This is a genomic window from Comamonas terrigena NBRC 13299 (assembly GCF_006740045.1).
Taxonomy (GTDB): domain Bacteria; phylum Pseudomonadota; class Gammaproteobacteria; order Burkholderiales; family Burkholderiaceae_C; genus Comamonas; species Comamonas terrigena.
Window position 1 is genome coordinate 819,534 of the sequence record NZ_AP019749.1, and the last position, 23,357, is coordinate 842,890.

Sequence of the window (23,357 nt, forward strand, 5' to 3'; positions counted from 1 at the left end):
GCAGTCCGCAGGCGGTCGTGCGCAAGCTGCGTCGTGCGGGCACTCAAGCAGGGGAACCCGGGCATTGCAGGCTGCTGCCTGTGTGCAGCGGGGCGTTCACCCGGCGGATTCAGTCTTCGAAGCGCGGGTCGCCGTACTGTGCGTCCTGTGGCGGGGTCTGGACGGGAACGCGGAATTCCTCGTTGCCCCAGGCGCCCAGGTCGATCATCTTGCAGCGTTCGCTGCAGAAGGGGCGAAAGCGGTTGCTGCGCGCGAACAGCGTAGCCTGGCCGCAGGTGGGGCAGTTGACCACCGGTGCGTCCGGGTTGGAAGAGGGTGGGGAAGAAGGGTCGGCAGGTGTCGTCATAGGGCGGCTAGCCTAGCGCAAAGCCTGCTCAGGCACAGAGCGTGAGCTCAAAAGCCGCCTCTTCCGTGGTGGACTGCAGCTTGCCGTCCTCGTCGGGCCGCATCAGCCGCACCGACACCATCAGGCGGTTGCCGCTGATTTCGGGCACCAGATTCAGTGCCGGGTCGATGCGCAGGCGCAGCAGATGGTAGCTGCGGCCGGCGGGCAGGTACTGCTGGAAATGGCCGTTGGTGGCCGCCACTTTCTGCGGTGTGCCGGTATCGCGCAGCAGGCCCAGCACCAGAAACAGCGCATCCGACAGCGGCTGGAAGCAGGCCGACCAGCGCTGCAGATCGGCGCGGCGGCGTTCGCTGGGCTGGTGTTTCCAGGTGTGGTAGGCCGGCAGGTCGAAGCCGCAGGTACCGCCGGGAATGCCCATGCGGCTGCGCACGGCCATCAGCCAGTCGTTTTCGGTCAGTGTCTGGCCGGTTCTGCCGGCCTGGCTGTTGAGGGCGGTGAAGGCGGCATCCAGCCGGCCGATGATGTGGTCCAGCATCTCTTCGGCAATCGATGGATTACCGCGGTAGCTGTCCAGCTGGCCCTTATGGCGCTCCAGATCCTTGAGCACATCGGCCTTCAGATCGGCCCGGGCGGCCACATCCATCAGCTCGAACAGGGTGGCCAGCGCGTAGTGGTGGTCCAGCGCGGTGTCTCGTTCCAGCAGTTCACCGAGACGGCGAAACAACTGCTCCAGGCGCAGATAGGTTCTCAGCCGTTCGTTGAAGGGATATTCGTAAAGGATCACGCTGGCGGCTTCCGGGGAGGCTTATCCAATCTGGGGACACATTGCGGAAATCGTGCAAAGGCAGAACGCGCTTCGATCTGATCTTCAGACTTTATAGCATCATAGCTGGAAGAAGTCAGCAATTTGATGCGCATGATCCCGCAATTGATCCAGCGTAATGCCGTCGTTGTAGATCACCCAGTCGGCTGCGGCGCGGCGTTGGGACCGTGTGGCCTGGGTGGCGATGATGGCCTCCACGGCGCTGCGCTCCAGCCCGCTGCGCTGCATCACGCGCGCAATCTGGGTCTCGGTGGCGCAATCCACCACCACGATCTGGTCCAGGCGGGCGGGCCAGCGGGATGATTCCACCAGCAGCGGAATATCGAACACCAGCAGCGGGGCTCCGGCCGCGATGGCAGCCTGGGCATGCGCCTCGGTGGTGCTGCCCACCAGGGGGTGGATGATGGCTTCCAGCTGGTGGCGGGCATCGGCATGCTGGAACACCAGGGCGCGCATGGCCGCCCGGTTCAGACTGCCGTCGGCGTCGATCACCTCGCTGCCAAAGCGTTCGCGGATCAGCGGCATGGCCGCGCCGCCAGCGGCGGTCAGACTGCGGGAGATGGCATCGGCATCCAGTAGGGCCGCGCCCCGTGCCGCCAACATCTGGCCCACGGTGCTTTTGCCGCTGCCGATACCGCCTGTCAGACCCAGGCGCAAAGGGTGTCGGTGCATCACATTCCTGCCAAAGCAAACAGGCTGCGCAGCACCGTGTCGGAACCGAACACCATGGCGGCGAAGCCGGCCCCTGCCAAAAAGGGACCAAAGGGAATGTAACCGCCTTCCCGCAGCCGCTGGAACAGCAGCATGGGGAGGGCCACCAGCACGCTGCTCAGCGAGGCGATCAGCAGTAGCGGCACCAGTGCCTGCCAGCCCAACCAGGCGCCCAGCGCCGCAAACAGCTTGAAGTCGCCGTAGCCCATGCCCTCCTTGCCGGTGAGCAGCTTGCAGCCCCAGTACACCAGCCACAGCGACAGATAGCCGGCCGCGGCACCAAACACCGCATCCGGCAGTGCCACGCCGGTCCATGCCAGGGCACTGGCCAGCACGCCGGCCCACACCAGGGGCAGGGTGATGCTGTCGGGCAGCAGCTCGGTGTCCCAGTCGATCAGTGCCAGGGTCAGCAGCGCGGCGCTGAAGCCGCACCAGGCCAGCCCCGTGGGGCTGAACCCCCAGCGTGCGGTGCAAAAGGCAAACCCTGCGGCCGTGGCCAGCTCCACCAGCGGATAGCGCAGGCTGATCCGGGTATGGCAGCTGCGGCAGCGTCCCCGCAAGACCAGGTAGCTGAGCACGGGAATGCGGTCGTGCCAGGCGATGGACTGGCTGCAGTGCGGGCAGTGGGAGCGCGGGCGGGTCAGGGTGAGCGGCGCTGTGGCGGCTGCGTCAGCCCCCATGGCGCCGCAATGGCAGTGGGTCTGGTGGTGCGCGGCGCATTCCGCGGCGAAGTCCTGGTCCATCATGCGCGGCAGCCGGTGGATGACGGTGGTCAGAAAGCTGCCGACCAGCAGGCCGAGCAGGGCGGCCCCACAGGCTTCGAGCCCCCAGACCAGTTCCATCACGCGCCCTGTCCCAGTGGAAATGTCGGTCGAGACAGGGGGGCGGGAAGGCTGTCCATGAGCAAAGGCAGGTTGGTCAATGTCCTGGGCTGCAGGCGATGGAGCATGCATGGGCTGCGTCGCCTTGCAGGTGCAGTGCCGAAGGTGCGGGGCTGTGGGTCAGCGAGCGGTCGATGGGGTGGAGTCACCCTGCTGCGCAAACCAGCTGCCATCTGCACGCATGCCCGCCCGGAAGGTCCGGGCGATTCCATGGGAGGGGTGTGCAGCAGCGGGGCAGGCATGTAACGGTGTGGCGGATGGACGGTGGAGGACTTCCATCATCCGTGATCCCACACAGGCTGCATAGACACAAAAGCCCGCTTTCGCAGGCTTGTGGTGGCAGAAAATGGATGGTCGGGGTGAGAGGATTCGAACCTCCGGCCTCTACGTCCCGAACGTAGCGCTCTACCAGGCTAAGCTACACCCCGACTTTTTCCGGCCTGCGTTGCAAGCGGAAGCCGAAATTCTAAACCCAAATCAGGTGCGGCGCAGCAAAAGCTGCGAGGCCAGCTGGCGCATGGCATCGGTGTGCGTGTTGGCGGGCAGGCTGTCCAGTGCCTGCATGGCGCGCATGGCTTCGTTGTGAGCGGCCTGGCGGGTGGCGTCAAGCGCGCCGGTGCTGCGCACAATGGCCAGGATTTCAGGCAGCTTGTCGGTGGAGCCCTGTTCGATGGCTTCACGGATCACGGCGGCCTGTTCGGCCGTGCCGCGCTGCATGGCAATGATGAGCGGCAGCGTGCATTTGCCTTCGCGCAGGTCATCGCCCAGGTTCTTGCCCATTTCGGCGGCATCGCCGTCATAGTCCAGCACATCGTCAATGATCTGGAAGGCGGTGCCCAGGGCTTGGCCGTAGGTGACGCTGGCGGCTTCCTGCTCGGGGCTGGCGCCGGCGAGGATGGCGGCAATCTGGGTGCTGGCTTCGAACAGCTTGGCGGTCTTGGAGCGGATCACATGCAGATAGCCGGCTTCGCTCAGCGACGCGTCGTGGGTGTTGATCAGCTGCTGCACTTCGCCTTCGGCAATGATGTTGGTCGCATCCGACAGCACCTGCAGGATGCGCATATTGCCGGCTGCCACCATCATCTGGAAGGAGCGGGTGTGCAGAAAGTCGCCCACCAGCACGCTGGCGGGGTTGCCGAAGTTCTCGTTGGCCGTGGGGCGGCCGCGGCGCAGGGTGGACTCGTCCACCACGTCGTCGTGCAGCAGGGTGGCGGTGTGGATCAGTTCCACCACGGCCGCCAGCTCGAAGCGGCGGGCATCTTCGCAACCCAGGGAACGGGCCACCATCAGCAGCAACGCAGGGCGCAGGCGTTTGCCACCTGCAGCAATGATGTACTGGGAGATCTGGCCGATCAGCGGAACACTGGTGGTCAGGCACCGCGCAATGACGCCGTCAACTTCGCGCATGTCATCGGCGATGAGGGCCAGCGGGTTGGTGTTGGAATGAACTGTAGTCAAGATATGCCGCCTTCGAGAGGCTGGATTATAGGAAAGCTGCAGCGGCCCTAGGGTGCTCACTCGGACGCGTTGTTCAGGCCTTGCACACAAATCTGGAAGGGGTGGTACAATCGCCAGCTCCATGGAAATTAGTCCATGGGTGATTCCCCTTTGAAAGAGGTTTACATGTACGCGGTCATAAAAACCGGTGGCAAGCAATATCGCGTTGCTGCTGGCGAAAAAATCAAAGTAGAACAGATTGCTGCGGACGTAGGCCAGGAAATCGTGATCGACCAGGTTCTGGCAGTCGGCAACGGCGCTGAACTGAAGGTTGGCACGCCCCTGGTGTCCGGCGCAACTGTGAAGGCAACTGTGGTTGCTCACGGCAAGCACGACAAGGTGCGCATCTTCAAGCTGCGTCGTCGTAAGCACTACGCCAAGTCCCAAGGCCATCGCCAGCAGTTCACCGAACTGCAAATCGTGGCGGTTGCTGCTTAATTCTGAAGGAGCTCAGTCATGGCACAGAAAAAAGGCGGCGGCTCTACGCGCAACGGACGTGATTCCAAGCCAAAAATGCTGGGTGTGAAGGCCTTTGGTGGTCAGCTGATCAGCGCTGGTTCCATCATCGTGCGTCAACGTGGCACCAAGTTCCACCCCGGCACCAATGTCGGCGTGGGCAAGGACCACACCCTGTTTGCTCTGGTCGAAGGCAATGTGGTTTTTGAAACCAAGGGCGCCTTGTCCAAGCACACGGTCAGCGTGACTCCCGTCTAAGCAGACGGTCTTCACCAGACCCTGGCAAAGCCCCGCACAGTCGGGGCTTTGCTGTTTATTCCGGGCGAAAGCCCTGCCATACCCGGCGCGGTGCGTCAGACGGTATGCTTGCCCGGTGCCGGATGCGCCGGTTATTTCAGTGGAACGGGATCCCCCATGAAGTTCGTCGATGAAGCTTTTATTGACATTGCCGCAGGCGATGGCGGCAATGGCTGCGTGTCGTTCCGGCACGAAAAGTACAAGGAATTCGGCGGTCCGGACGGGGGCGACGGCGGCCGTGGCGGCCATGTGTTCGCCGTGGCCGATCCGGCCCTGAACACCCTGGTGGACTATCGCTATTCGCGCCGCCATGAAGCCAAGCGCGGTCAGCACGGCATGGGCTCCGACATGTTCGGCGCGGCCGGCGATGACATCACCCTGAACATGCCGGTGGGCACCATCATCACCGACGCCGAGACCGGCGAAGTGCTGTTCGAGCTGCTCGAAGCCGGCCAGAAGATCACCATTGCCAAGGGCGGCGATGGCGGCTTCGGCAATCTGCGCTTCAAGAGCGCCATCAACCGCGCCCCGCGCCAGAAGACGCCGGGCTGGCCCGGCGAGCGCCGCAACCTGAAGCTGGAGCTGAAGGTGCTGGCCGACGTGGGCCTGCTGGGCATGCCCAATGCGGGCAAGTCGACGTTCATTGCGGCCGTCTCCAACGCCCGCCCCAAGATTGCCGATTACCCCTTCACCACTTTGCACCCCAACCTGGGTGTGGTGCGCGTGGGCCCGGAGCAGAGCTTTGTGATCGCCGATATTCCCGGCCTGATCGAAGGTGCGTCCGAGGGCGCCGGCCTGGGGCATCTGTTCCTGCGCCACCTGCAGCGCACCCGCCTGCTGCTGCACGTGGTGGACATGGCCCCGTTCGACGAGGGCGTGGACCCTGTCGCCCAGGCCAAGGCCATTGTGGAAGAGCTGCGCAAGTACGATGAAGGCCTGCACAGCAAGCCACGCTGGCTGGTGCTGAACAAGCTGGACATGGTGCCGGTCGAAGAGCGTGCGGCCCTGGTCAAGGACTTTGTCAAGCGCTTCAAGTGGAAGGGCCCGGTGTTCGAAATCTCGGCGCTGACCCGCGAAGGCTGCGAGCCGCTGATCAAGACCATCTACCAGCATGTGCGTGCGCAGCAGCTGGCCGAGCTGGCACCGGATCCCAAGGACATCGATCCCCGCTTCGCCGATGCCGATGACAGCGGACTCGATCTGAGCAACGACCCCCGTTTCGCCCCCCGCGATGCGGACTGAGCTGCACGGCTAGAACCAACAGCGCTCATGGGCGCTGTTTTGCTTTCCATTCAATCGCTGTTGGCGCGCCTGCAGAGTGCGCCAGGGCCCACAAACGCTGATATTTCATGGCTTCCAATGTGCTGCGCGATGCCCACCGCATCGTGGTCAAGGTCGGTTCCAGTCTGGTCACCAACGAGGGCCGCGGCCTCGACGAGGCGGCCATCGAAGAGTGGTCGCGCCAGCTGGCCAGCCTGGTGCATGGCGAGGACGGCAGCAAGCGCGAAGTCATCATGGTCTCCAGCGGCGCCGTGGCCGAAGGCATGAAGCGCCTGGGCTGGGCCACCCGTCCCAAGGAACTCCACGAGTTGCAGGCCGCTGCAGCGGTAGGCCAGATGGGCCTGGTGCAGATGTATGAAACCAAGCTGCGTGAGCAGAATGTGGGCAGTGCCCAGGTGCTGCTGACCCATGCGGACCTGGCCGACCGCGAGCGCTACCTGAACGCCCGCGTCACGCTGCTGACCTTGCTGCAGCTGGGCGTGGTGCCGGTGATCAACGAAAACGACACCGTCGTCAACGACGAAATCAAGTTCGGCGACAACGATACCCTGGGCGCCCTGGTGGCGAACCTGGTGGAAGCCGATGCGCTGGTGATCCTGACCGACCAGAAGGGCCTGTACACCGCCGATCCGCGCAGCAACCCCGATGCCCAGTTTGTGCACGAGGCCCAGGCCGGGGACCTGGCGCTGGAAGCCATGGCTGGCGGCGCAGGCTCCAGCATCGGCAAGGGCGGCATGCTGACCAAGATTCTCGCGGCCAAGCGGGCCGCCGGCTCGGGCGCGTCCACCGTGATTGCCTGGGGGCGCGAGCAGGATGTGCTGCTGCGCCTGACGCGCGGCGAAGCCATCGGCACGCTGCTGGTGGCGCCCACGCACAAGAACCAGGCGCGCAAGCAGTGGATGATGGACCATCTGCAGCTGCGTGGTGCCGTGACGGTGGACGAAGGTGCGGCCCGCGTGCTGCGCGCCGAAGGCAAGAGCCTGCTGCCCATCGGCATGACGGCGGTGGAAGGGGATTTCTCGCGTGGTGAAGTGATTGCCGTGCGCGACCCGCAGGGCCAGGAGTTGGCCCGTGGCCTAGCCAACTACGCCAGCTCCGAAGCGCGGCTGCTGTGCCGCCATGCTTCCAGCGAGATCGAGCGCCTGCTGGGCTATACGGCCGAACCGGAAATGGTGCACCGCGACAACATGGTGCTGACGGCGCATTGAAGCGCACCGGAGCGCGCTACAGGCCGTGCGGCGGCCATGCAAAAAGGAGTGGCATGCCACTCCTTTTTTGATGGGGATCAGACCGGCTGCGGATGCCGCTCAGGACTTGGGGGTCTGGGGATCCGGATCGAAACTGGCACCGGGGGGCAGTTCCAGCCCCGGGTTCAGCAGCAGGCCGGTGCGCTGCGGAGGAATCAGGGGATCGGGCTCACCGGCCAGCGGAGCGCCATCGCGTCCCCGCATGCCGCTGCGCAGATAGCGGTTGCGCTGTTCATGGCGGGGCAGAAAGCGGGCCAGTTCCGTCAGGGCCAGTTCGTACACCCCGCGTTTGAACTCCACCACCACATCCAGTGGCACCCAGTAATCGTTCCAGCGCCAGGCATCAAACTCGGGGTGGTCGGTGGCACGCAGGTTCAAATCCCAGTCGTGTCCGGTCAGCTGCAGCAAATACCAGATCTGCTTTTGCCCCTTGTAATGGCCCCGCGCGTCACGGCGTATGTAACGGTCTGGCACCTCGTAGCGCAACCAATCCCGGGTGCGGGCCACCACGCGAACGTGGTTGGGCTTCAGCCCCACTTCTTCATGCAGTTCCCTGAACATGGCCTGTTCGGGCGTTTCGCCCCGATCAATGCCGCCTTGTGGGAATTGCCAGCTGTGGGTGCGGATGCGTTTTCCCCAGAACACCTGGTTCTTGTGGTTGAGCAGGATGATGCCGACGTTCGGGCGAAATCCGTCCCGGTCAAGCATAATCGAACCCCAATTTTGTCTATTGCGGCCATTATGCACGGTGCTCTGCACCCGGCAAGGTCGCCGACCCGATATTCCGTTTTCCTGCCCATGAAAGCTTCCCAATTTCTCATCTCCACCCTGAAAGAAGCTCCGGCCGACGCCGAAGTGGTCAGCCACAAGCTCATGACGCGGGCTGGCATGATCAAAAAGCTGGGTGCAGGCATCTACAACTACATGCCCATGGGCCTGCGCGTGATCCGCAAGGTCGAAGCCATCGTGCGCGAGGAAATGAACCGCGCCGGTGCGATCGAGGTGACCATGCCCGTGGTCCAGCCTGCCGAGCTGTGGCAGGAGACCGGCCGTTTCGAGAAGATGGGCCCCGAGCTGCTGCGCATCAAGGACCGCCATGAGCGCGACTTCGTGATCCAGCCCACCTCCGAGGAAGTGGTGACCGACATCGCCCGCCAGGAGTTCAAGAGCTACAAGCAGCTGCCCAAGAACCTCTACCAGATCCAGACCAAGTTCCGCGACGAGCGCCGTCCGCGTTTTGGCTTGATGCGTGGCCGCGAGTTCATCATGAAGGACGCCTATTCCTTCGACAAGGACCGCGACACCGCCCAGATCAGCTACCAGACCATGCGCGAAGCCTACAAGCGCATCTTCGACCGCTTTGGCCTGCAGTACCGCGCGGTGCGGGCAGACTCGGGCGCCATCGGTGGCGATCTGAGCGAAGAATTCCAGGTAATTGCCTCCACGGGTGAAGACGCCATCGTCTACTGCCCACAGAGCGACTACGCCGCCAATATTGAAAAGGCCGAAAGTCTGGCCCCCACCCAGGCCCGCCCTGCGGCTGGCCAGGCCATGGCCAAGGTGGCCACGCCCGGCAACAGCACCTGCGAATCCGTGGCCGCCCAGCTGGGCTTGCCGCTGGCGCAGACCGTCAAGTCGCTGGTGCTGGCCACCGACGAACTGGACGACAAGGGCCTGATCGCCAAGACCCAGGTCTGGCTGCTGCTGCTGCGCGGCGACCATGAGATGAACGAGATCAAGGTCGGCAAGGTGGACGGTCTGGCCGGTTTCCGCTTTGCCTCGGTGCCCGAGATCGAAGACCACTTCGGCTGCAAGCCCGGCTACCTGGGCCCCATCAACCTGAAGAAGCCCGTGAACCTGGTGGTGGACCGCGATGTGGCCGTGATGGCTGACTGGGTCTGCGGTGCCAATGAGGAAGACTTCCACATCACCGGCGTGAACTTCGGCCGTGATCTGCCCGAGCCCGCCCTGGTGGCGGACCTGCGCAATGTGGTAGCGGGCGATCCATCGCCTGATGGCGCCGGGGCACTGGCGATCGAGCGCGGCATCGAGATCGGCCACGTGTTCTACCTGGGCACCAAGTACTCCCAGGCGATGAATGCGACCTTCCTGGGCGACAACGGCAAGCCCCAGCACTTTGAAATGGGCTGCTACGGCATTGGCGTGACCCGTCTGCCGGCCGCGGCCATCGAGCAGAACCACGACGAGCGCGGCATCATCTGGCCCGACGCGATTGCACCCTTCACCGTGGTGGTCTGCCCCATCGGCATGGGCCGCAGCGAAGCCGTGAAAACCGCCGCCGAGCAGCTCTACAGCGAACTGCTGGCGCTGGGCGTGGACGTGATCCTGGACGACCGTGACGAGCGCCCCGGCGCCATGCTGGCCGACTGGGAACTGATCGGCGTGCCCCACCGCGTGGTGCTGGGTGACCGCGGCCTGAAGGACGGCGTGGTCGAGTACCAGCACCGCCGCGATACCGAAGCCACCAAGATCGCTGCAGGCGATATCCTGTCGGACCTGAAGGCCCGTCTGGGCCTGAACTGAGCTCTCACGCCAGCGCGATGACCAAGAAGGCAGCCACGAGGCTGCCTTTTTTCATTGTGGGGCAGGCAGCGGCTGTCCGAAGCGGGAGCTTGTCCTCTGTGCTCAGGGGCTGCAAGCGCCATAAAAAAGACTGCCCCGGCAGTCTTTTTTTGCGGGGCACGCAGGCCAGGGGCTCAGGGCACGCTGGGGGTCGGGTTTTCGCGCCCGGCCGCCGGCTGCTGTGGCGACTGGAGGGGGGGATGCGCCACGCCGGTGTGCAGCGGCGGGGGCAGCTCGGGCGCTGGCGGGGTGGGGGGCAACGGGGTCTTGCCGTCGTCCGACAGGCGCGAGACCAGCACCTGGTCGATGCGGTAGCTGTCCACATCGATCACCTCGAACTTGTAGCCCCCCCAGTTCACGCTGTCGGTGCGGCGCGGTACGCGGCGCAGCATCACCATCAGAAAGCCGGCCAGGGTCTCGTACTCTTCTTCGTGGGGCATCTCTTCCAGGTTCAGCGCCCGCAGCACATCGTCGATGGGTGTGACCCCGTCGATCAGCCAGGAGTGTGCGTCGCGGCGCACGATCTGCTGTTCGTCGTCATCGGGGGTTACCAGGTCGCCCATGACCGTGCTCATCACGTCGTTCAGCGTGACCACACCCACCACCAGGCTGTACTCGTTCAGGATGATGGCAAAGTCTTCGTGCACCTGCTGGAACTGGTCCAGCACCTCGGCCAGTGTCAGCCGGTCCGGCACGATCAGTGCCTTGTGCACCAGGGGACTGCCGTCCTTGAGCGAGATGGGCTGGTTGTTCAGCGCGCGCTGAAACAGGTCCTTGGCATCCACATATCCCACCACATGGTCGATATCGCCATCGCATACCGGGTAGGTGGAGTAGGGCTCCTCGGCAATGCGGGCGCGGATCACCGGGTCTGGGTCGTCGCGCAGAAAGTAGGCGATGCGGTCGCGCTGCGTCATGGCCGACGACACGGTGCGCGAATCCAGCTCGAACACATTGGCGATGACCTGCTGCTCGCGCCGGGCCAGTACGCCGGCTCGGGCACCGGCTTCGGTCATGGCCAGAATGTCGTCCGAGGTGATTTTTTCGTCGCGCTTGTCCGGCAGGCCAAACAGCCGGAACAGCGCATCGGTGATGCGGCTGTAGAACCAGACGATGGGCTTGAACAGGGTGATGCACAGCTGCATGGGGCGCAGCACGCGCACCAGCAGGTATTCCGGCTCGGTCATGCTCAGGCGCCGTGGCAGCAGGTCGGCGAACAGAATGAACAGCGAGGTGATGACGAAGAAGGACAGCACCGAGCCCGCGCTGTGCGCCGAACCCGCCGGCAGCCACCAGGCCAGCAGCTCGGCAAAGCCGGCGCTGAACGTGCCTTCCCCCACGATACCGCCCAGGATGGCGATGGCGTTCTGACCCACCTGCACCACGGTGAAGTAGTCACCGGGCTGCTCCTGCATCTTCATCGCCTTTTCTGCGCGGGGGTCGCCTTCGTCGGCCATCTGGCGCAGGCGCAGACGGCGGGAAGCGGCCAGGGAAATTTCGGCCACCGCCACGAAGGCACTGGCGGCAATCAGCAGGGCAATGATGAGCAGGCTTTGGGTCAAGGTCATAGGTCAGTGGGGTGGCTGGTGACTGCCTAGCGTCACCATTGTGCATGCCTCCTTCGCATGCAGGCAAAGGGGATTCCGTGCCGCTGCCCTGCGGCCGGAAACGAAAAACCGCCCAGGAGGGCGGTTTCGGACAAAGCAGGGGCCATGCCAGCCAGACTGGTCATCGGGGTCGGCATTGGTCCCAGCAGGTGCATGGTGTGCGCGGCTTCAGGCCTGGCCGTCCAGCAGTTGCTTGAGCTCACCGGACTCGTACATCTCCATCATGATGTCCGAACCGCCGATGAATTCACCCTTCACATACAGCTGGGGGATGGTGGGCCAGTTGCTGTAGTCCTTGATGCCCTGGCGGATTTCCTGGTCTTCCAGCACGTTCACGGTGGAAATCGCCTTGGGCTCCACGCCGCAGGCCTTCAGGATCTGAATGGCACGGCCGGAGAAGCCGCACATGGGGAAGCTCGCGCTGCCCTTCATGAACAGCAGGATGTCGTTGTTCTTGACCAGTTGGTCGATGCGTTGTTGAACGTCGCTCATGGGGTGCTCCTTGTAGGGGATCTGCAGGCGCATTGCTCTGCAGCATTGCCGCTGATTATTTCACTGTCTGGCCATCGCCGGGTGCGCACGGTATTTGCCCGCCCGTGCAACGGGCAATCCCGGCCAGATCCTGGCGGCTGTGCACCAGGGTGAATCCGGCGGTTTTCAGCAGTTGCTGCACAGCCTCCGACTGGTCCCAGCCGTGCTCAATCAGCAGCCAGCCGCCGGGCACCAGGTGGGCCGGGGCCTGGGCGCAGATGGCACGGATGTCATCCAGCCCGTCGGCACCACTGGTCAGGGCCTGGCGTGGCTCGTGCTGCAGCGCGGGCATGTGGGGGTCGTCCTCGCGGATATAGGGCGGGTTGGTGACGATGGCATCAAACCGGCCTTCCACCTGCTCCAGCCATGACGAATGCAGCACACGCACCGGCAGCTTCAGCTGCGCGGCATTGGCGCGTGCCACGGCCAGGGCATCTTGGCTGTAGTCCACCGCGGTGACCTGGGCGTCGGGGCGCTGGTGCTGAATGGCCAGCGCGATGGCGCCGCTGCCTGTACCCAGGTCCGCCACTTGCGGGGCGGACAGCGGTTGCAGCACTTCCAGGGCCCATTCCACCAGGGTTTCGGTGTCGGGGCGGGGGTCCAGCACGCGGGCATCCACCTGCAGCGGCAGGCCGAAAAATTCCTTGCGGCCGGTCAGATAGGCCACGGGCTCGCCGTTCAGGCGGCGTGCCAGCAACTGTTCCCACAGGGCAGCCTGCGCCGGGGACAGGATGTCGTCGTCGTGCGCCAGCAACCAGGCGCGACCGGCATCCGGCCGGCCCACACAGTGCAGCAACAGCAGTTGCGCATCGATGCGGGCCAGACCGCGCTGGGCCGCGTGCTGCAGGGCCTGGGCCAGGGTGGGGGCGTTCATGGTGGTGACAGTCTGTCCGGTTGCGGGGCCCGGTGGCGGGCGGAAACGTTGGGGGACGTGGCGAAGCGCACGCACCGCGTGTGCCTGCAGAGGTCCAGGCGTCAGCCGTTGACTTCCAGCTCGGCCAGCAGCTCCGCCTCGCGGGCATGCTGCAGCGCGTCCAGCACGTCGCCCAGATCGCCTTCCATCACTGCCAGCAGCTTGTACAGCGTCAGGTTGATGCGGTGGTCCGTCAGGCGGCCCTGGGGAAAGTTGTAGGTCCGGATACGGTCCGAGCGGTCGCCCGAGCCGATCAGGCCCTTGCGCAGCGCGGCCTCCTTGGCGGCACGCTCGCTGCGCTTCTTTTCCTGGATGCGCGCCTGCAGCACTTGCAGGGCCTTGGCCTTGTTGCTGTGCTGGCTGCGGCCGTCCTGGCATTCGGCCACGATGCCGGTGGGCAAGTGCACCACGCGCACGGCCGAATCGGTCTTGTTGATGTGCTGGCCGCCGGCGCCGCTGGCGCGGAAGGTGTCGATGCGCAGATCGGCCGGGTTCAGGGTGATGGCCTGGTGCTCGTCCGGCTCCGGCATCACGGCCACGGTGCAGGCGCTGGTGTGGATGCGGCCCTGGGTTTCGGTGGCGGGCACGCGCTGCACGCGGTGACCGCCGGATTCAAAGCGCAGACGGCCGTAGACGTTGTCGCCGTCCACGCGCAGCACCACTTCCTTGTAGCCGCCGATTTCGTTCTCGTTGGCGCTCATCACTTCCACCTTCCAGCCCACATTGGTGGCATGGCGGGTGTACATGCGGGCCAGGTCGCCGGCAAACAGCGCGGATTCGTCGCCGCCGGTGCCGGCGCGGATTTCCACAAACGCAGGGCGGGCGTCGTCCGGGTCCTTGGGCAGCAGCAGGCGCTGCAGTTCGTCCTCCAGCTGCAACAGCGCGGCTTCGCCGGCGCTGATTTCGTCCTGTGCCATCTCGGCCATGTCGGGGTCTGCCAGCATCTCGCGTGCGGCGGCGATGTCGGCCTCGGTCTGCAGGTAGCGCTGGTAGCGGCCGGCCACGGCCGTCACGTCGGCGTGTTCGCGCGAGATGCTGCGGTACTTCTGCATGTCGCCCATGATGTCTTCACGGGAAAGCAGAAAGTCCAGTTCTTCCAGGCGCTGGGCAAAGCGCTCCAGCTGGTTGCGCAAAAAAGGCTTCATGGCGGGGCAGGGTGCGGATGGGTGCTATCCGAAGGATAGCTGCTCACGCAGATGGATTTGGCGTGAGAGGGCGATCTGGCTGCAGCACGCCGAGCGCGGTCACAGCCTGGCAGGGGGTCTGCGCTAACGGTCGCTGCGGCGGGCGCGCAGGAACAGGCGGGAGACGGTGGCGGCGGTCTGGGCGCGCTCTTCCGCATCGCCCTGGTGCAGGGCTGCCATGGTGCCGTGCATCATCTTCTGGGTCAGGCCGCGGGACAGGGCTTCGAGCACGGTGTCCATGTCTTCCCCCTTGGCCAGGAGCTTTCTGGCACGGGCGATTTCCAGGGCGCGCCATTCGTCGGCCTGGGCGTTGATCTGCTGGATCAACGGCACCACACCGCCCAGGGAACGCTGGTCCATCCACTGCACGAAATTCAGCACGCCGGCATCGATGATGGCTTCGGCCTGGGCCACAGTGGCCTGGCGGCTGGCCTGGGCGGTCTTCACCACGCTGGCCAGGTCGTCGACGGTGTACAGGTACACGTCGCGCAGGTCCTTGATTTCGGGCTCGATGTCGCGTGGCACGGCCAGGTCGACCATGAAGATCGGGCGGTGCTTGCGTTTCTTCAGCGCACGTTCCACGGCGCCCAGGCCGATGATCGGCAGGCTGGAGGCGGTGCAGCTGATGATGGCGTCGTATTCGTGCAGGTGGTCAGGAATGTCGGCCAGGCGCATCACGCTGGCGCCCAGGCGGCACGCCAGCTTTTCGCCGCGCTCCAGGGTGCGGTTGGCGATGGTGATCTGCTGCGGGTTGCGCGCCGCAAAGTGGGTGCTGGCCAGCTCGATCATCTCGCCCGCGCCCACGAACAGGATGCGGATCTTGGAGAGGTCTTCAAACAGCTGGCCGGCCAGGCGCACGGCGGCGGCGGCCATCGAAATGCTGTGCTCGCCGATTTCGGTGGAGCTGCGCACTTCCTTGGCCACGGCAAAGCTGCGCTGGAACAGCTGGTTCAGGGTGGTGCCCAGGGCGCCCGCATCTTCGGCGGCGCGCACGGCGTTCTTCATCTGGCCCAGGATCTGGGTTTCACCCAGCACCATGGAATCCAGACCCGAGGCCACACGGAAGGCATGGCGTGCGACCGAGCCGCTTTCCAGCAGATAGGAATGCTGGCGCAGCACGTCGGGGGTGACACCGCCGGACTGGGCCAGCCAGCCCAGCGTGTGGTCCAGCGCGGGGGCGTCGGCGGCGCAGTAGATCTCGGTGCGGTTGCAGGTGGAGATGATGGCCGTTTCCACCTCGGGGTGGCGGGTGGCACTGGTCAGCGACTGGCGCAGACCGGTCAATGTCGGTGCAATCTGGTCGAGTGCGAACGCAAACCGGCCCCGTAGATCCAACGGTGCCGTGTGATGGTTGATGCCGAGAGCCCAGACTGCCATAGACCATGATTATAAAATTCAGCGGCCTTTTGCGTTGACCCACAACGCAAAGACTTGATCTGTGTCATTTTCATGCCTGCCCTGACCTTCCTCAACCACCTGCTCAATTTTCTGGCACCGGCCGTTTTTCTGGCGGTGCTGCTGGGCGTGGGAGGGCGGATCTTCTGGCGTTCGGCCACGCCCCTGGTGAACCTGTGGGAGCAGATGTTGCTCAACGCCGTCCTCGGCGCAGCGGTGCTGGGCCTGTGTTTGGCGCTATCGGGCCGTGACGGCAAGCTGGCCACCTACGCACTGCTGGTGCTGGCCATGGGCAGCTGCCAGTGGCTGCTGCTGCGCGGCTGGAAAGCCTAGCCCGGGCGGCGAAGGCGGTGGACAACCGCTCTGGAGCGGGCCGGCTGCCCGCCCCATATATCTGCTGACCTCAGGGGTATAGCACCGCGCGGGCGGGGATCTGGGGTGTTGGGGTTGCTACATAAAAAGCGCTTTTAGGGCAACTCGGCGGCGGTCCCGAGTGGCTGCGCCGCACGGTCCAGGGCCGCCTGCTCCAGCACCCAGTGGCGGAAATCCTGCAGTTCGGCGCTGGCGGGGCGCTGGGCCGGACGGCAGAGAAAGTAGCCGCGCTCGATGCGGAAGGCCCGTTGCACCGGCACCACAATGCGCCCGCTCGCCAGGTCCTCCTCGATCAGGCAGCGCTGCACCACGGCCACGCCCATGCCGGCAATCACGGCCTGCACCAGCAGCGTCACCTGTTCGAAGTCTGCCACCGGCGCGGGACACAGGTCCTCGCAGCCCATCTTGCTGAACCAGCGTGCCCAGTTGTCGGGGTAGTTGGTATGGGCCAGCAGCGGGCGGGCCATCAGGTCTTCGGGCCTGCGGATGGCCTGTGCGCCTTCCACGTCCTGGGGACGGCAGATGGGCACCAGGTCCTGGCCCACCAGGTAGTCGGCGGCCAGCTGGTCCGGCCACGGGTCGGCGCCGATGCGCACCCAGGCATCGGTCTGCGGATCGGTCAGCGGGTCGTCGCGGCGGTAGGGGGCAAAGCTCAGCACCGTGCCGGGATGGCGGGCGGTGAAGTCCGGCAGGCGCGGAATCAGCCAGTGGCTGAACAAGGTGGGCGGCACCGACAGGCGCAGCTGGCGCCCGCTGCGGCGGCGGCGCATGGCCGCGGTGGCGGATTCGATGGTGAAGATGGCCGGGCCGATGGCATCCAGATACTGCCGGCCGGCAGTGCTCAGCACGCTGCGGCGTCCCTGGCGTTCGAACAGGGCAAAGCCCAGATGCTCTTCCAGCCGGGCGATGGCGCGGCTGATGGCGCCCTGGGTGACGCTCAGCTGCTCGGCCGCCAGCGTGTAGCTGCCCAGGCGCGCTGCCTGGGCAAAGGCATGGAGTTCGGACAGGGAAGGGGACTGGATGCGCATGGGGCAGGAAGGCGGAAGGATGTGGAGGGACGCCGTCCCTGCAAGCAGCTTTTGCGCCAATTATGAGCATTGGTCATGCATGCGTGCCTTTTTGTCCCTTTTCGCCGGGCACGACGCAGCCAAGAATGGCCGCATTCACAACAATCCCCCGATCCTTGAGGAGAAGCACCCCCATGCAACTGCGCCGTACCCTGCTGGCTTCCGTGGCCGCTGCCGCCGCCCTGAGCGCCCTGGCGCCTGCCGTCTTCGCGGCCGACGCTGTCTACCCCAGCCGCCCGATCAAGCTGATCGTGCCGTTTGGCGCTGGCGGTTCCACCGACATGGTGGCCCGGTTGCTGGCCGAGAAGATGGGCCCCATCCTGGGCCAGGCCGTGGTGATCGAGAACAAGGGCGGCGCCGGCGGCTCGATTGGTGCGTCGGAAATCGCCAAGTCCGCACCGGACGGCTACACCATCGGCATGGCGACGGTGTCCACCCATGGTGCCAATCCGGCCATCATGACCAAGCTGCCGTATGACGCGAAGAAGGACTTTGCCCCCATCACCAATGTGATGAGCGTGCCCAGCGTGTTTGTGGTGCACCCCAGCGTGCCGGCCAAGACCATGAAGGAGTTCATTGCCCTGGCCAAGGCCCATCCCGGCAAGTACACCTTCGCCTCGCCCGGCACCGGCTCGCTGGGCCACGCCAACATCGAGAACTTCATGAATCTGGCTGGCATCGAGCTGCTGCACATCCCCTACAAGGGCGCGGGCCAGGCCCTGACCGATGCGCTGGGCGGCCAGGTCAACGCCATGACGGACAACCTGCCGTCTTCGCTGTCCAACATCCAGGCCGGCAAGCTGCGTCCGCTGGCCGTGCTGGCCTTCAAGCGTGCCGAGGTGCTGCCGGATGTGCCGACCTACACCGAGCTGGGCTATGCCCAGATGGGCGACGGCGGCTGGTTCGGTCTGGTGGCCCCGGCCGGCACGCCCAAGGCCGTGATCGCCAAGCTCAATGCGGCAGCGCACAAGGCGATGCAAGACCCCGCCTACCTGGCCAAGCAAAAGGAAATCTCTGGTGAAGGCATGGCCAACACGCCGGAACAATTTGCCAAGCAGATCGACACCGCCATTGCCCGCTACACCGCCGTGGCCCAGCGCGCCAACATCAAAATCAACTGATGACTGCGACTGCTGCCTTGCCTGATTTCCTGCAACCCCTGCCATTGCAGCCGGTGGTGGTGCGCCCGCCCCAGGGCGCGGTGCTGCCGCTGGTGTGCGATTCGCCGCACAGCGGCACCGCCTACCCGGCCGACTTCGGCGTGGCGGTGCCCCTGGCGCTGCTGCGCCGCGGGGAAGACACCCATGTGCACCGCCTGTGGGAGGCCCTGCCCGACTACGGCGCCACGCTGATCGAAGCCACGTTTCCGCGCACCTACATCGACCCCAACCGCGCGGAAGGGGACATCAACCCCGCCATGCTGGACGGGGAGTGGCCCGTGGCGCTGCAGCCCGGTCCCAAGACGCTGCAGGGCCTGGGCCTAGTGTGGGAGCGCATCAGCCAGGCCGGCCAGTCCACCCCGGTGTACGACCGCAAGCTGAGCGTGGCCGAGGTGCAGCAGCGCATCGAGCGCTACTGGCGCCCCTACCATGCGGCGGTGAGCCAGGCCATCCGCTGGAGCGTGGACCGCTTTGGCGGTGTGTGGCACATCAATCTGCATTCCATGCCCAGCGATGTCTACCAGCGCCTGGGTACGCCGGACAAGCAGCTGGCCGATTTTGTGCTGGGCGACCGCGACGGCACCACCTGTGCGCCGGAGTTCATCCACCTGATTGGTGACACGCTGCAGGCCCAGGGTTACAGCGTGGCCTACAACGAACCCTACAAGGGCGTGGCGCTGCTGGCCGATATCGGCCAGCCCCATCTGCAGCGCCACAGCATGCAGATCGAGATCAACCGCCCGCTCTACATGGACGAGGCCACGCGGGAACCCAACGCCGGCTTCGAGCCGCTGCGCCAGAACCTGCAAAAAGTGATGGCCGTGGTGAGCGACTACGTGCGCCAGCAGTTGCCCGTGCGTGGCTGATGGCCTTGCCTGGGGTAACAGCGGTGGGGATGCCGCTGTCGCCCAGGCAGCTTGCACAGGCTGACGGCTGGGGTTGCCCCCGTCTGTCCGCACGGCCCCCGTTTCTACAATCGCGCCAACGGCCCCGGCAGGGGCCGGATTTGCGTGGGCTGTTCGCACCGGCCTGCGCAGACCTTGCATTGCCAAAAAACGGGAGACAACACCATGCAAAAAATCGTGCGCACCGGCCTGGCCCTGGCGGCCGGCGCTTTGCTGTCCGTGGCCCAGACCCAAGTTCTGGCCCAGACGTTCCCCAGCAAGCCCATCCGTGTGGTGGTGGGCTTTCCCGCCGGCGGCCCGCTGGACCAGCATGCCCGCCTGCTGAGCGACAAGCTGCAGGCCGTGCTGGGCCAGCCCATCGTGATGGACTACAAGCCCGGTGCCGGCGGTACCGTGGGCGCGCAGGACGTGATGAAGGCCCCGGCCGACGGTCACACCCTGATGGTGGCCAACACCGGCGTGATGGCCATCAACCCAGCGCTCTACCCCAAGCTGCCCTATGGCACGCTGAAGGATTTCACCCCCATTGCCCGCACCGCCATGCAGCCGCTGGCGCTGCTGGTCAACAACCAGGTGCCGAGCAAGACGCTGCCGGAATTCATTGCCTACGCCAAGTCCCATCCGGGCAAGGTCAACTACGGCTCGGCCGGCAACGGTGGCATCAGCCACCTGGTGCCCGAGATGTTCAAGATCGCCACCGGCACGCACATGGTGCATATCCCCTACCGCGGCAGCGCCCCGGCGTTTGCCGACCTGATGGGCGGCCAAGTGCAGTTCATGGCCGAAAGCATCCCCCAGGCCGCCAACTACCACAAGCAGGGCAAGGTGCGCGCCCTGGCGGTGACCAGCAAGACCCGCAACCCCGCACTGCCCGATACGCCCACGGCCATCGAAAGCGGCCTGAAGGGCTTCGAGGTGGTGGGGTTCTACGGTTTCCTGGCCCCAGCCGGCACGCCCAAGGAAGTGGTGGCCAAGCTGAGCGACGCCTTCCAGCAGGTGATGAACAACACCGATGTGCGCGAGCGCATGGTGACCCAGGGGGCCGACCCTGCCTTCCTGGGCGCGGACGATTTCGCCAAGTTCCTGGGCGGCGAGCTGCCGCGCTGGGCGGCGGCGGTGAAGGCCTCCGGCACCAAGATGGATTGACCGCCAGGGCCTTGCCTCTTCGCATCTTTGCCGCTTCGCCTGTGCTCCGGTGTGGCGTGGGCGCGGGGAGGGCGGCGTCCATGCCAAGGCCTGCGCACAGGAGGCACCGCCATCTAGAAAAAAAGCCCGGGACTGCCGGGCTTTGTGGCCACGGTGCTTTGCTTACAGCTGGCTGTGGGTCTGCGCCGGGCTGAACAGGTCCACGCGGTCGGTGATGATGCCGTCCGTGCCCAGGTCGATCAGGCGCTGGGCGGCCCATTCGTCGTTCACCGTGTAGCTGCTGCAGCGCAGGCCGGCGCCGTGCACCTTGGCCACCAGCTCGGGGGTCCACAGGGCGTGGTTGAGCACCATGGCGCTGCAGTCCAGATCCAGGGCGGTCTGCAGTTCGGCATCGCCGCTGCCATCGGCCAGTTGGTCCACCAGCAGGCCGCGCGGAATGTGGGGGGAGATTTCCCGGGCGCCGCGCAGCGAGTCCGGCTTGAACGAGGTGAACAGCGGCGGCACTTCCGCCTGGGGCCAGATGCGGTTCATCAGCACACCGCAGGCGCGGCCCGTTTCCAGCTCCTGGCCGGGCGTGGGCTTGATTTCCACATTCAGGTGCAGGTGGTTGGCCAGGCACCAGCGGGCCAGGGCCTCCAGCGTGGGCAGCGCTTCGCCCGCATAGGCGCGCGAATGCCAGCTGCCGGCATCCAGCTCGGCGATCTGGCCCATGGTCAGTTCGCCACCGATGCCGTGGCCGTTGGTGGTGCGCTCCAGCGTGGCGTCGTGCATCAGGAACAGCACGCCGTCGCTGCTGAGCTTGGCATCGCATTCGAAGAAGCGGTAGCCGTGCAGCGCGCCCAGGCGGAAGGCGCTCAGGGTGTTTTCCGGAGCCAGCTTGCCGGCGCCGCGGTGGGCCACCCAACGGGGGTAGGGCCAGGGTTTCAATGCAGTAGTCATAGTCTTGCCAGTGCGAACGTGACAAGAGCACCACAAGCTGGGCCTGGGGTGCTCTTCTTTCAGGATTCAGTGAACCGGGGGGCGGGCTTTATGCGCGCTTTCCCGTTTCGGCGTTGAACCAGTGCAGCCGGTCTTCGCGGGCCGAGATGCGGGCCGTTTCGCCGGGCTTGGGGAAGGGCTTGCCTTCTTCGATGCGGACGGTGACGTCCTCATCGCCCACCTTGCCGTACAGCAGGCGCTCGGCACCCAGCAGTTCCACGGTGTGCACCTTGAATTCCACGCCGCCGGTTTCGACCAGGTCGATGTGTTCGGGGCGGATGCCCAGGATCAGGCCGGGCTTGCCATTGGGCGAGTGCTTCAGCAGGTTCATGGGGGGCGAACCGATGAAGCCGGCCACGAAGGTGGAGGCCGGGGTGTGGTAGACCTCTTCGGGCGTGCCGAACTGCTCCACATGGCCGCCGTTCATCACCACCATGCGCTGGGCCAGGGTCATAGCCTCGACCTGGTCGTGGGTCACGAACAGGCTGGTGATGCCCAGCTCGGCGTGCAGCTTCTGGATTTCCAGGCGGGTCTGGCCGCGCAGCTTGGCGTCCAGATTGGACAGGGGTTCGTCAAACAGGAACACCTGGGGCTGGCGCACGATGGCACGGCCCATGGCCACACGCTGGCGCTGGCCGCCGGACAGCTGGCGGGGCTTGCGGTCCAGCAGGTGGCTCAGTTCCAGAATCTTGGCGGCCTTGTCCACGCGGCGCTTGATCTCGTCTTCCGGCACCTTGGCGAGCTTCAGGCCGTAGGCCATGTTCTCGTAGTTGCTCATGTGCGGGTACAGCGCGTAGTTCTGGAACACCATGGCGATGTTGCGCTTGGCGGGTTCCAGGTCATTGACCTTCTTGTCGCCGATGACCAGATCGCCATCGGTGATTTCTTCCAGGCCGGCAATCATGCGCAGCAGCGTGGACTTGCCGCAGCCCGAAGGGCCGACCAGCACGACGAATTCGCCGTCCTTGATCTCGACGTTGATGCCGTGGATGACGGGCACGGCAGTCTTGCCGATGCCGTAGCGCTTGACGATGTTCTTGAGGGAAATGGAAGCCATAACAGTCGTATTTCGTTCAATGGGTCACAAGGTGGTGGGTACAGCCAACAGGGTCAGGATTGGTCGAGATTTACTTCTCGGTATCCACCAGGCCTTTGACAAACCACTTTTGCATCAGGATCACCACGGCCGTGGGCGGCAGCATGGCCAGGATGGCGGTGGCCATCACGATATTCCAGTCCACGGCGGCTTCGCCACCGGCCAGCATGCGCTTGATACCGATCACCACGGGGTACATGTCTTCCGAGGTGGTCATCAGCAGCGGCCACAGGTACTGGTTCCAGCCATAGATGAACTGGATCACGAACAGTGCGGCAATCGAGGTCTTGGACAAGGGCACCAGGATGTCCTTGAAAAAGCGCATGGCGCCGGCGCCGTCGATGCGGGCGGCTTCCACCAGCTCGTCCGGCACCGTCAGGAAGAACTGGCGGAACAGGAAGGTGGCGGTGGCCGAGGCGATCAGCGGCAGGGTCAGACCGGCATAGCTGTTGAGCAGGCCGAGCTCGGCCACGACCTTGTAGGTCGGCAGGATACGCACTTCCACCGGCAGCATCAGCGTCAGGAAGATGGCCCAGAAGCAGACCATCTTGAAGGGGAAGCGGAAGTAGACGATGGCGAAGGCCGACAGCAGCGAGATGGCGATCTTGCCCACGGTGATGATGATGGCCACCCAGAAGGAGACCCACATCATGTGCACGACGTTGGTGTTGGAGCCCAGCTTGCCGGAGCCCAGCAGGGCTTCGCGGTAGTTTTCCCACATGTGGGCGCCGGGCAGCAGCGGCATGGGCGACTGGACGATGGCTTCCGCGGTGTGGGTGGAGGCAATCAGGGCCAGGTACAGCGGGAAGGCCACGATGGCCACGCCGAGGATCAGCACGGCATGGGACAGGATATTCAGCCAGGGGTTGCGATCAACCATG

Annotated in this window: 24 protein-coding genes and 1 tRNA gene; 9 read left to right on the forward strand and 16 right to left on the reverse strand. The window is 65.2% G+C overall.

The window, feature by feature from the left end; all coding sequences use genetic code 11:
• Positions 1–109: 109 nt before the first annotated feature.
• The 6 genes from CT3_RS03710 to CT3_RS03735 form a co-directional block, all read right to left on the reverse strand.
• On the reverse strand, positions 110–346 hold the full coding sequence (locus tag CT3_RS03710) for a DNA gyrase inhibitor YacG (RefSeq protein ID WP_066540517.1): 237 nt from the start codon (positions 344–346) through the stop codon (positions 110–112).
• 28 nt (positions 347–374) lie between these two features.
• Entirely contained in the window at positions 375–1,130 is a 756-nt protein-coding gene (gene zapD / locus CT3_RS03715; protein ID WP_066540520.1) for a cell division protein ZapD, read from the reverse strand.
• 99 nt (positions 1,131–1,229) lie between these two features.
• Positions 1,230–1,841 carry a dephospho-CoA kinase gene (gene coaE / locus CT3_RS03720; RefSeq protein WP_066540522.1) on the reverse strand — a complete coding sequence of 204 codons (612 nt, stop codon included), beginning with the start codon at positions 1,839–1,841 and terminating at the stop codon, positions 1,230–1,232.
• Positions 1,841–2,722: a prepilin peptidase gene (locus CT3_RS03725; protein ID WP_066540525.1), complete on the reverse strand. Its 882-nt coding sequence runs from the start codon at positions 2,720–2,722 to the stop codon at positions 1,841–1,843. Before CT3_RS03725 ends, coaE begins: the two co-directional genes overlap by 1 nt.
• Positions 2,723–3,112: 390 nt before the next feature.
• Positions 3,113–3,189 (reverse strand) — tRNA-Pro (locus CT3_RS03730).
• A 49-nt stretch (positions 3,190–3,238) separates the two neighbouring features.
• Complete coding sequence (locus CT3_RS03735) at positions 3,239–4,168, reverse strand: polyprenyl synthetase family protein (RefSeq protein WP_066540529.1); 930 nt, start codon at positions 4,166–4,168, stop codon at positions 3,239–3,241.
• Positions 4,169–4,384: 216 nt separating this feature from the next.
• Between CT3_RS03735 and rplU the strand changes: the two genes are divergently transcribed.
• From rplU to proB, 4 genes are all read left to right on the forward strand, one after another.
• Positions 4,385–4,696 carry a 50S ribosomal protein L21 gene (gene rplU / locus CT3_RS03740; protein ID WP_066540532.1) on the forward strand — a complete coding sequence of 104 codons (312 nt, stop codon included), beginning with the start codon at positions 4,385–4,387 and terminating at the stop codon, positions 4,694–4,696.
• Positions 4,697–4,714: 18 nt separating this feature from the next.
• Positions 4,715–4,972, forward strand: a complete 258-nt coding sequence (gene rpmA, locus CT3_RS03745) for a 50S ribosomal protein L27 (protein ID WP_066540535.1) — start codon at positions 4,715–4,717, stop codon at positions 4,970–4,972.
• A gap of 156 nt (positions 4,973–5,128) precedes the next feature.
• Positions 5,129–6,253 (forward strand): Obg family GTPase CgtA, encoded by a 1,125-nt coding sequence (gene cgtA / locus CT3_RS03750; RefSeq protein ID WP_066540538.1) that lies wholly within the window; start codon positions 5,129–5,131, stop codon positions 6,251–6,253.
• A gap of 107 nt (positions 6,254–6,360) precedes the next feature.
• Entirely contained in the window at positions 6,361–7,500 is a 1,140-nt protein-coding gene (gene proB, locus CT3_RS03755) for a glutamate 5-kinase (protein ID WP_066540540.1), read from the forward strand.
• Positions 7,501–7,599: 99 nt separating this feature from the next.
• On the opposite strand, the gene CT3_RS03760 is transcribed toward proB, so the two are convergent.
• A complete protein-coding gene (locus CT3_RS03760) occupies positions 7,600–8,247 on the reverse strand; it encodes an RNA pyrophosphohydrolase (RefSeq protein ID WP_066540542.1) in 648 nt (215 codons plus the stop codon).
• A 90-nt stretch (positions 8,248–8,337) separates the two neighbouring features.
• Here CT3_RS03760 and CT3_RS03765 point away from each other — a divergent pair, with 90 nt between their 5' ends.
• Positions 8,338–10,083, forward strand: a complete 1,746-nt coding sequence (locus CT3_RS03765) for a proline--tRNA ligase (RefSeq protein WP_066540544.1) — start codon at positions 8,338–8,340, stop codon at positions 10,081–10,083.
• 173 nt (positions 10,084–10,256) lie between these two features.
• On the opposite strand, the gene paeA is transcribed toward CT3_RS03765, so the two are convergent.
• From paeA to hemA, 5 genes are all read right to left on the reverse strand, one after another.
• Complete coding sequence (paeA, locus tag CT3_RS03770; RefSeq protein ID WP_083520582.1) at positions 10,257–11,690, reverse strand: polyamine export protein PaeA; 1,434 nt, start codon at positions 11,688–11,690, stop codon at positions 10,257–10,259.
• Positions 11,691–11,897: 207 nt separating this feature from the next.
• A complete protein-coding gene (gene grxD / locus CT3_RS03775; protein WP_066540866.1) occupies positions 11,898–12,221 on the reverse strand; it encodes a Grx4 family monothiol glutaredoxin in 324 nt (107 codons plus the stop codon).
• Between the two features lie 55 nt (positions 12,222–12,276).
• Entirely contained in the window at positions 12,277–13,134 is an 858-nt protein-coding gene (prmC, locus tag CT3_RS03780; RefSeq protein WP_066540547.1) for a peptide chain release factor N(5)-glutamine methyltransferase, read from the reverse strand.
• Positions 13,135–13,235: 101 nt separating this feature from the next.
• Complete coding sequence (gene prfA, locus CT3_RS03785) at positions 13,236–14,318, reverse strand: peptide chain release factor 1 (RefSeq protein WP_066540549.1); 1,083 nt, start codon at positions 14,316–14,318, stop codon at positions 13,236–13,238.
• A 123-nt stretch (positions 14,319–14,441) separates the two neighbouring features.
• Entirely contained in the window at positions 14,442–15,734 is a 1,293-nt protein-coding gene (gene hemA / locus CT3_RS03790; protein WP_066540550.1) for a glutamyl-tRNA reductase, read from the reverse strand.
• 72 nt (positions 15,735–15,806) lie between these two features.
• Between hemA and CT3_RS03795 the strand changes: the two genes are divergently transcribed.
• Entirely contained in the window at positions 15,807–16,085 is a 279-nt protein-coding gene (locus CT3_RS03795) for a hypothetical protein (RefSeq protein WP_066540868.1), read from the forward strand.
• A gap of 134 nt (positions 16,086–16,219) precedes the next feature.
• Here the strand turns inward: CT3_RS03795 and CT3_RS03800 are convergent, their stop codons facing one another.
• Complete coding sequence (locus tag CT3_RS03800; RefSeq protein ID WP_066540551.1) at positions 16,220–17,152, reverse strand: LysR substrate-binding domain-containing protein; 933 nt, start codon at positions 17,150–17,152, stop codon at positions 16,220–16,222.
• A gap of 173 nt (positions 17,153–17,325) precedes the next feature.
• On the opposite strand from CT3_RS03800, the gene CT3_RS03805 reads away from it, so the two are divergent.
• The 3 genes from CT3_RS03805 (at position 17,326) to CT3_RS03815 (ending at position 20,402) form a co-directional block, all read left to right on the forward strand.
• Positions 17,326–18,312, forward strand: a complete 987-nt coding sequence (locus CT3_RS03805) for a tripartite tricarboxylate transporter substrate binding protein BugE (protein WP_066540553.1) — start codon at positions 17,326–17,328, stop codon at positions 18,310–18,312.
• Positions 18,312–19,217 carry an N-formylglutamate amidohydrolase gene (locus tag CT3_RS03810; RefSeq protein ID WP_066540556.1) on the forward strand — a complete coding sequence of 302 codons (906 nt, stop codon included), beginning with the start codon at positions 18,312–18,314 and terminating at the stop codon, positions 19,215–19,217. Before CT3_RS03805 ends, CT3_RS03810 begins: the two co-directional genes overlap by 1 nt.
• 204 nt (positions 19,218–19,421) lie before the next feature.
• Positions 19,422–20,402: a Bug family tripartite tricarboxylate transporter substrate binding protein gene (locus CT3_RS03815; protein ID WP_066540559.1), complete on the forward strand. Its 981-nt coding sequence runs from the start codon at positions 19,422–19,424 to the stop codon at positions 20,400–20,402.
• Between the two features lie 162 nt (positions 20,403–20,564).
• On the opposite strand, the gene ugpQ is transcribed toward CT3_RS03815, so the two are convergent.
• The 3 genes from ugpQ to ugpE all read right to left on the reverse strand — a co-directional run bounded on the left by ugpQ (position 20,565) and on the right by ugpE (position 23,356).
• On the reverse strand, positions 20,565–21,341 hold the full coding sequence (gene ugpQ, locus CT3_RS03820; RefSeq protein ID WP_066540561.1) for a glycerophosphodiester phosphodiesterase: 777 nt from the start codon (positions 21,339–21,341) through the stop codon (positions 20,565–20,567).
• 88 nt (positions 21,342–21,429) lie between these two features.
• Positions 21,430–22,437, reverse strand: a complete 1,008-nt coding sequence (locus tag CT3_RS03825) for a sn-glycerol-3-phosphate import ATP-binding protein UgpC (RefSeq protein ID WP_066540567.1) — start codon at positions 22,435–22,437, stop codon at positions 21,430–21,432.
• Positions 22,438–22,507: 70 nt separating this feature from the next.
• Positions 22,508–23,356, reverse strand: coding sequence for a sn-glycerol-3-phosphate ABC transporter permease UgpE (ugpE, locus tag CT3_RS03830; protein ID WP_066540570.1), 849 nt, complete (start codon positions 23,354–23,356; stop codon positions 22,508–22,510).
• Between the last annotated feature and the right edge of the window lies 1 nt (position 23,357).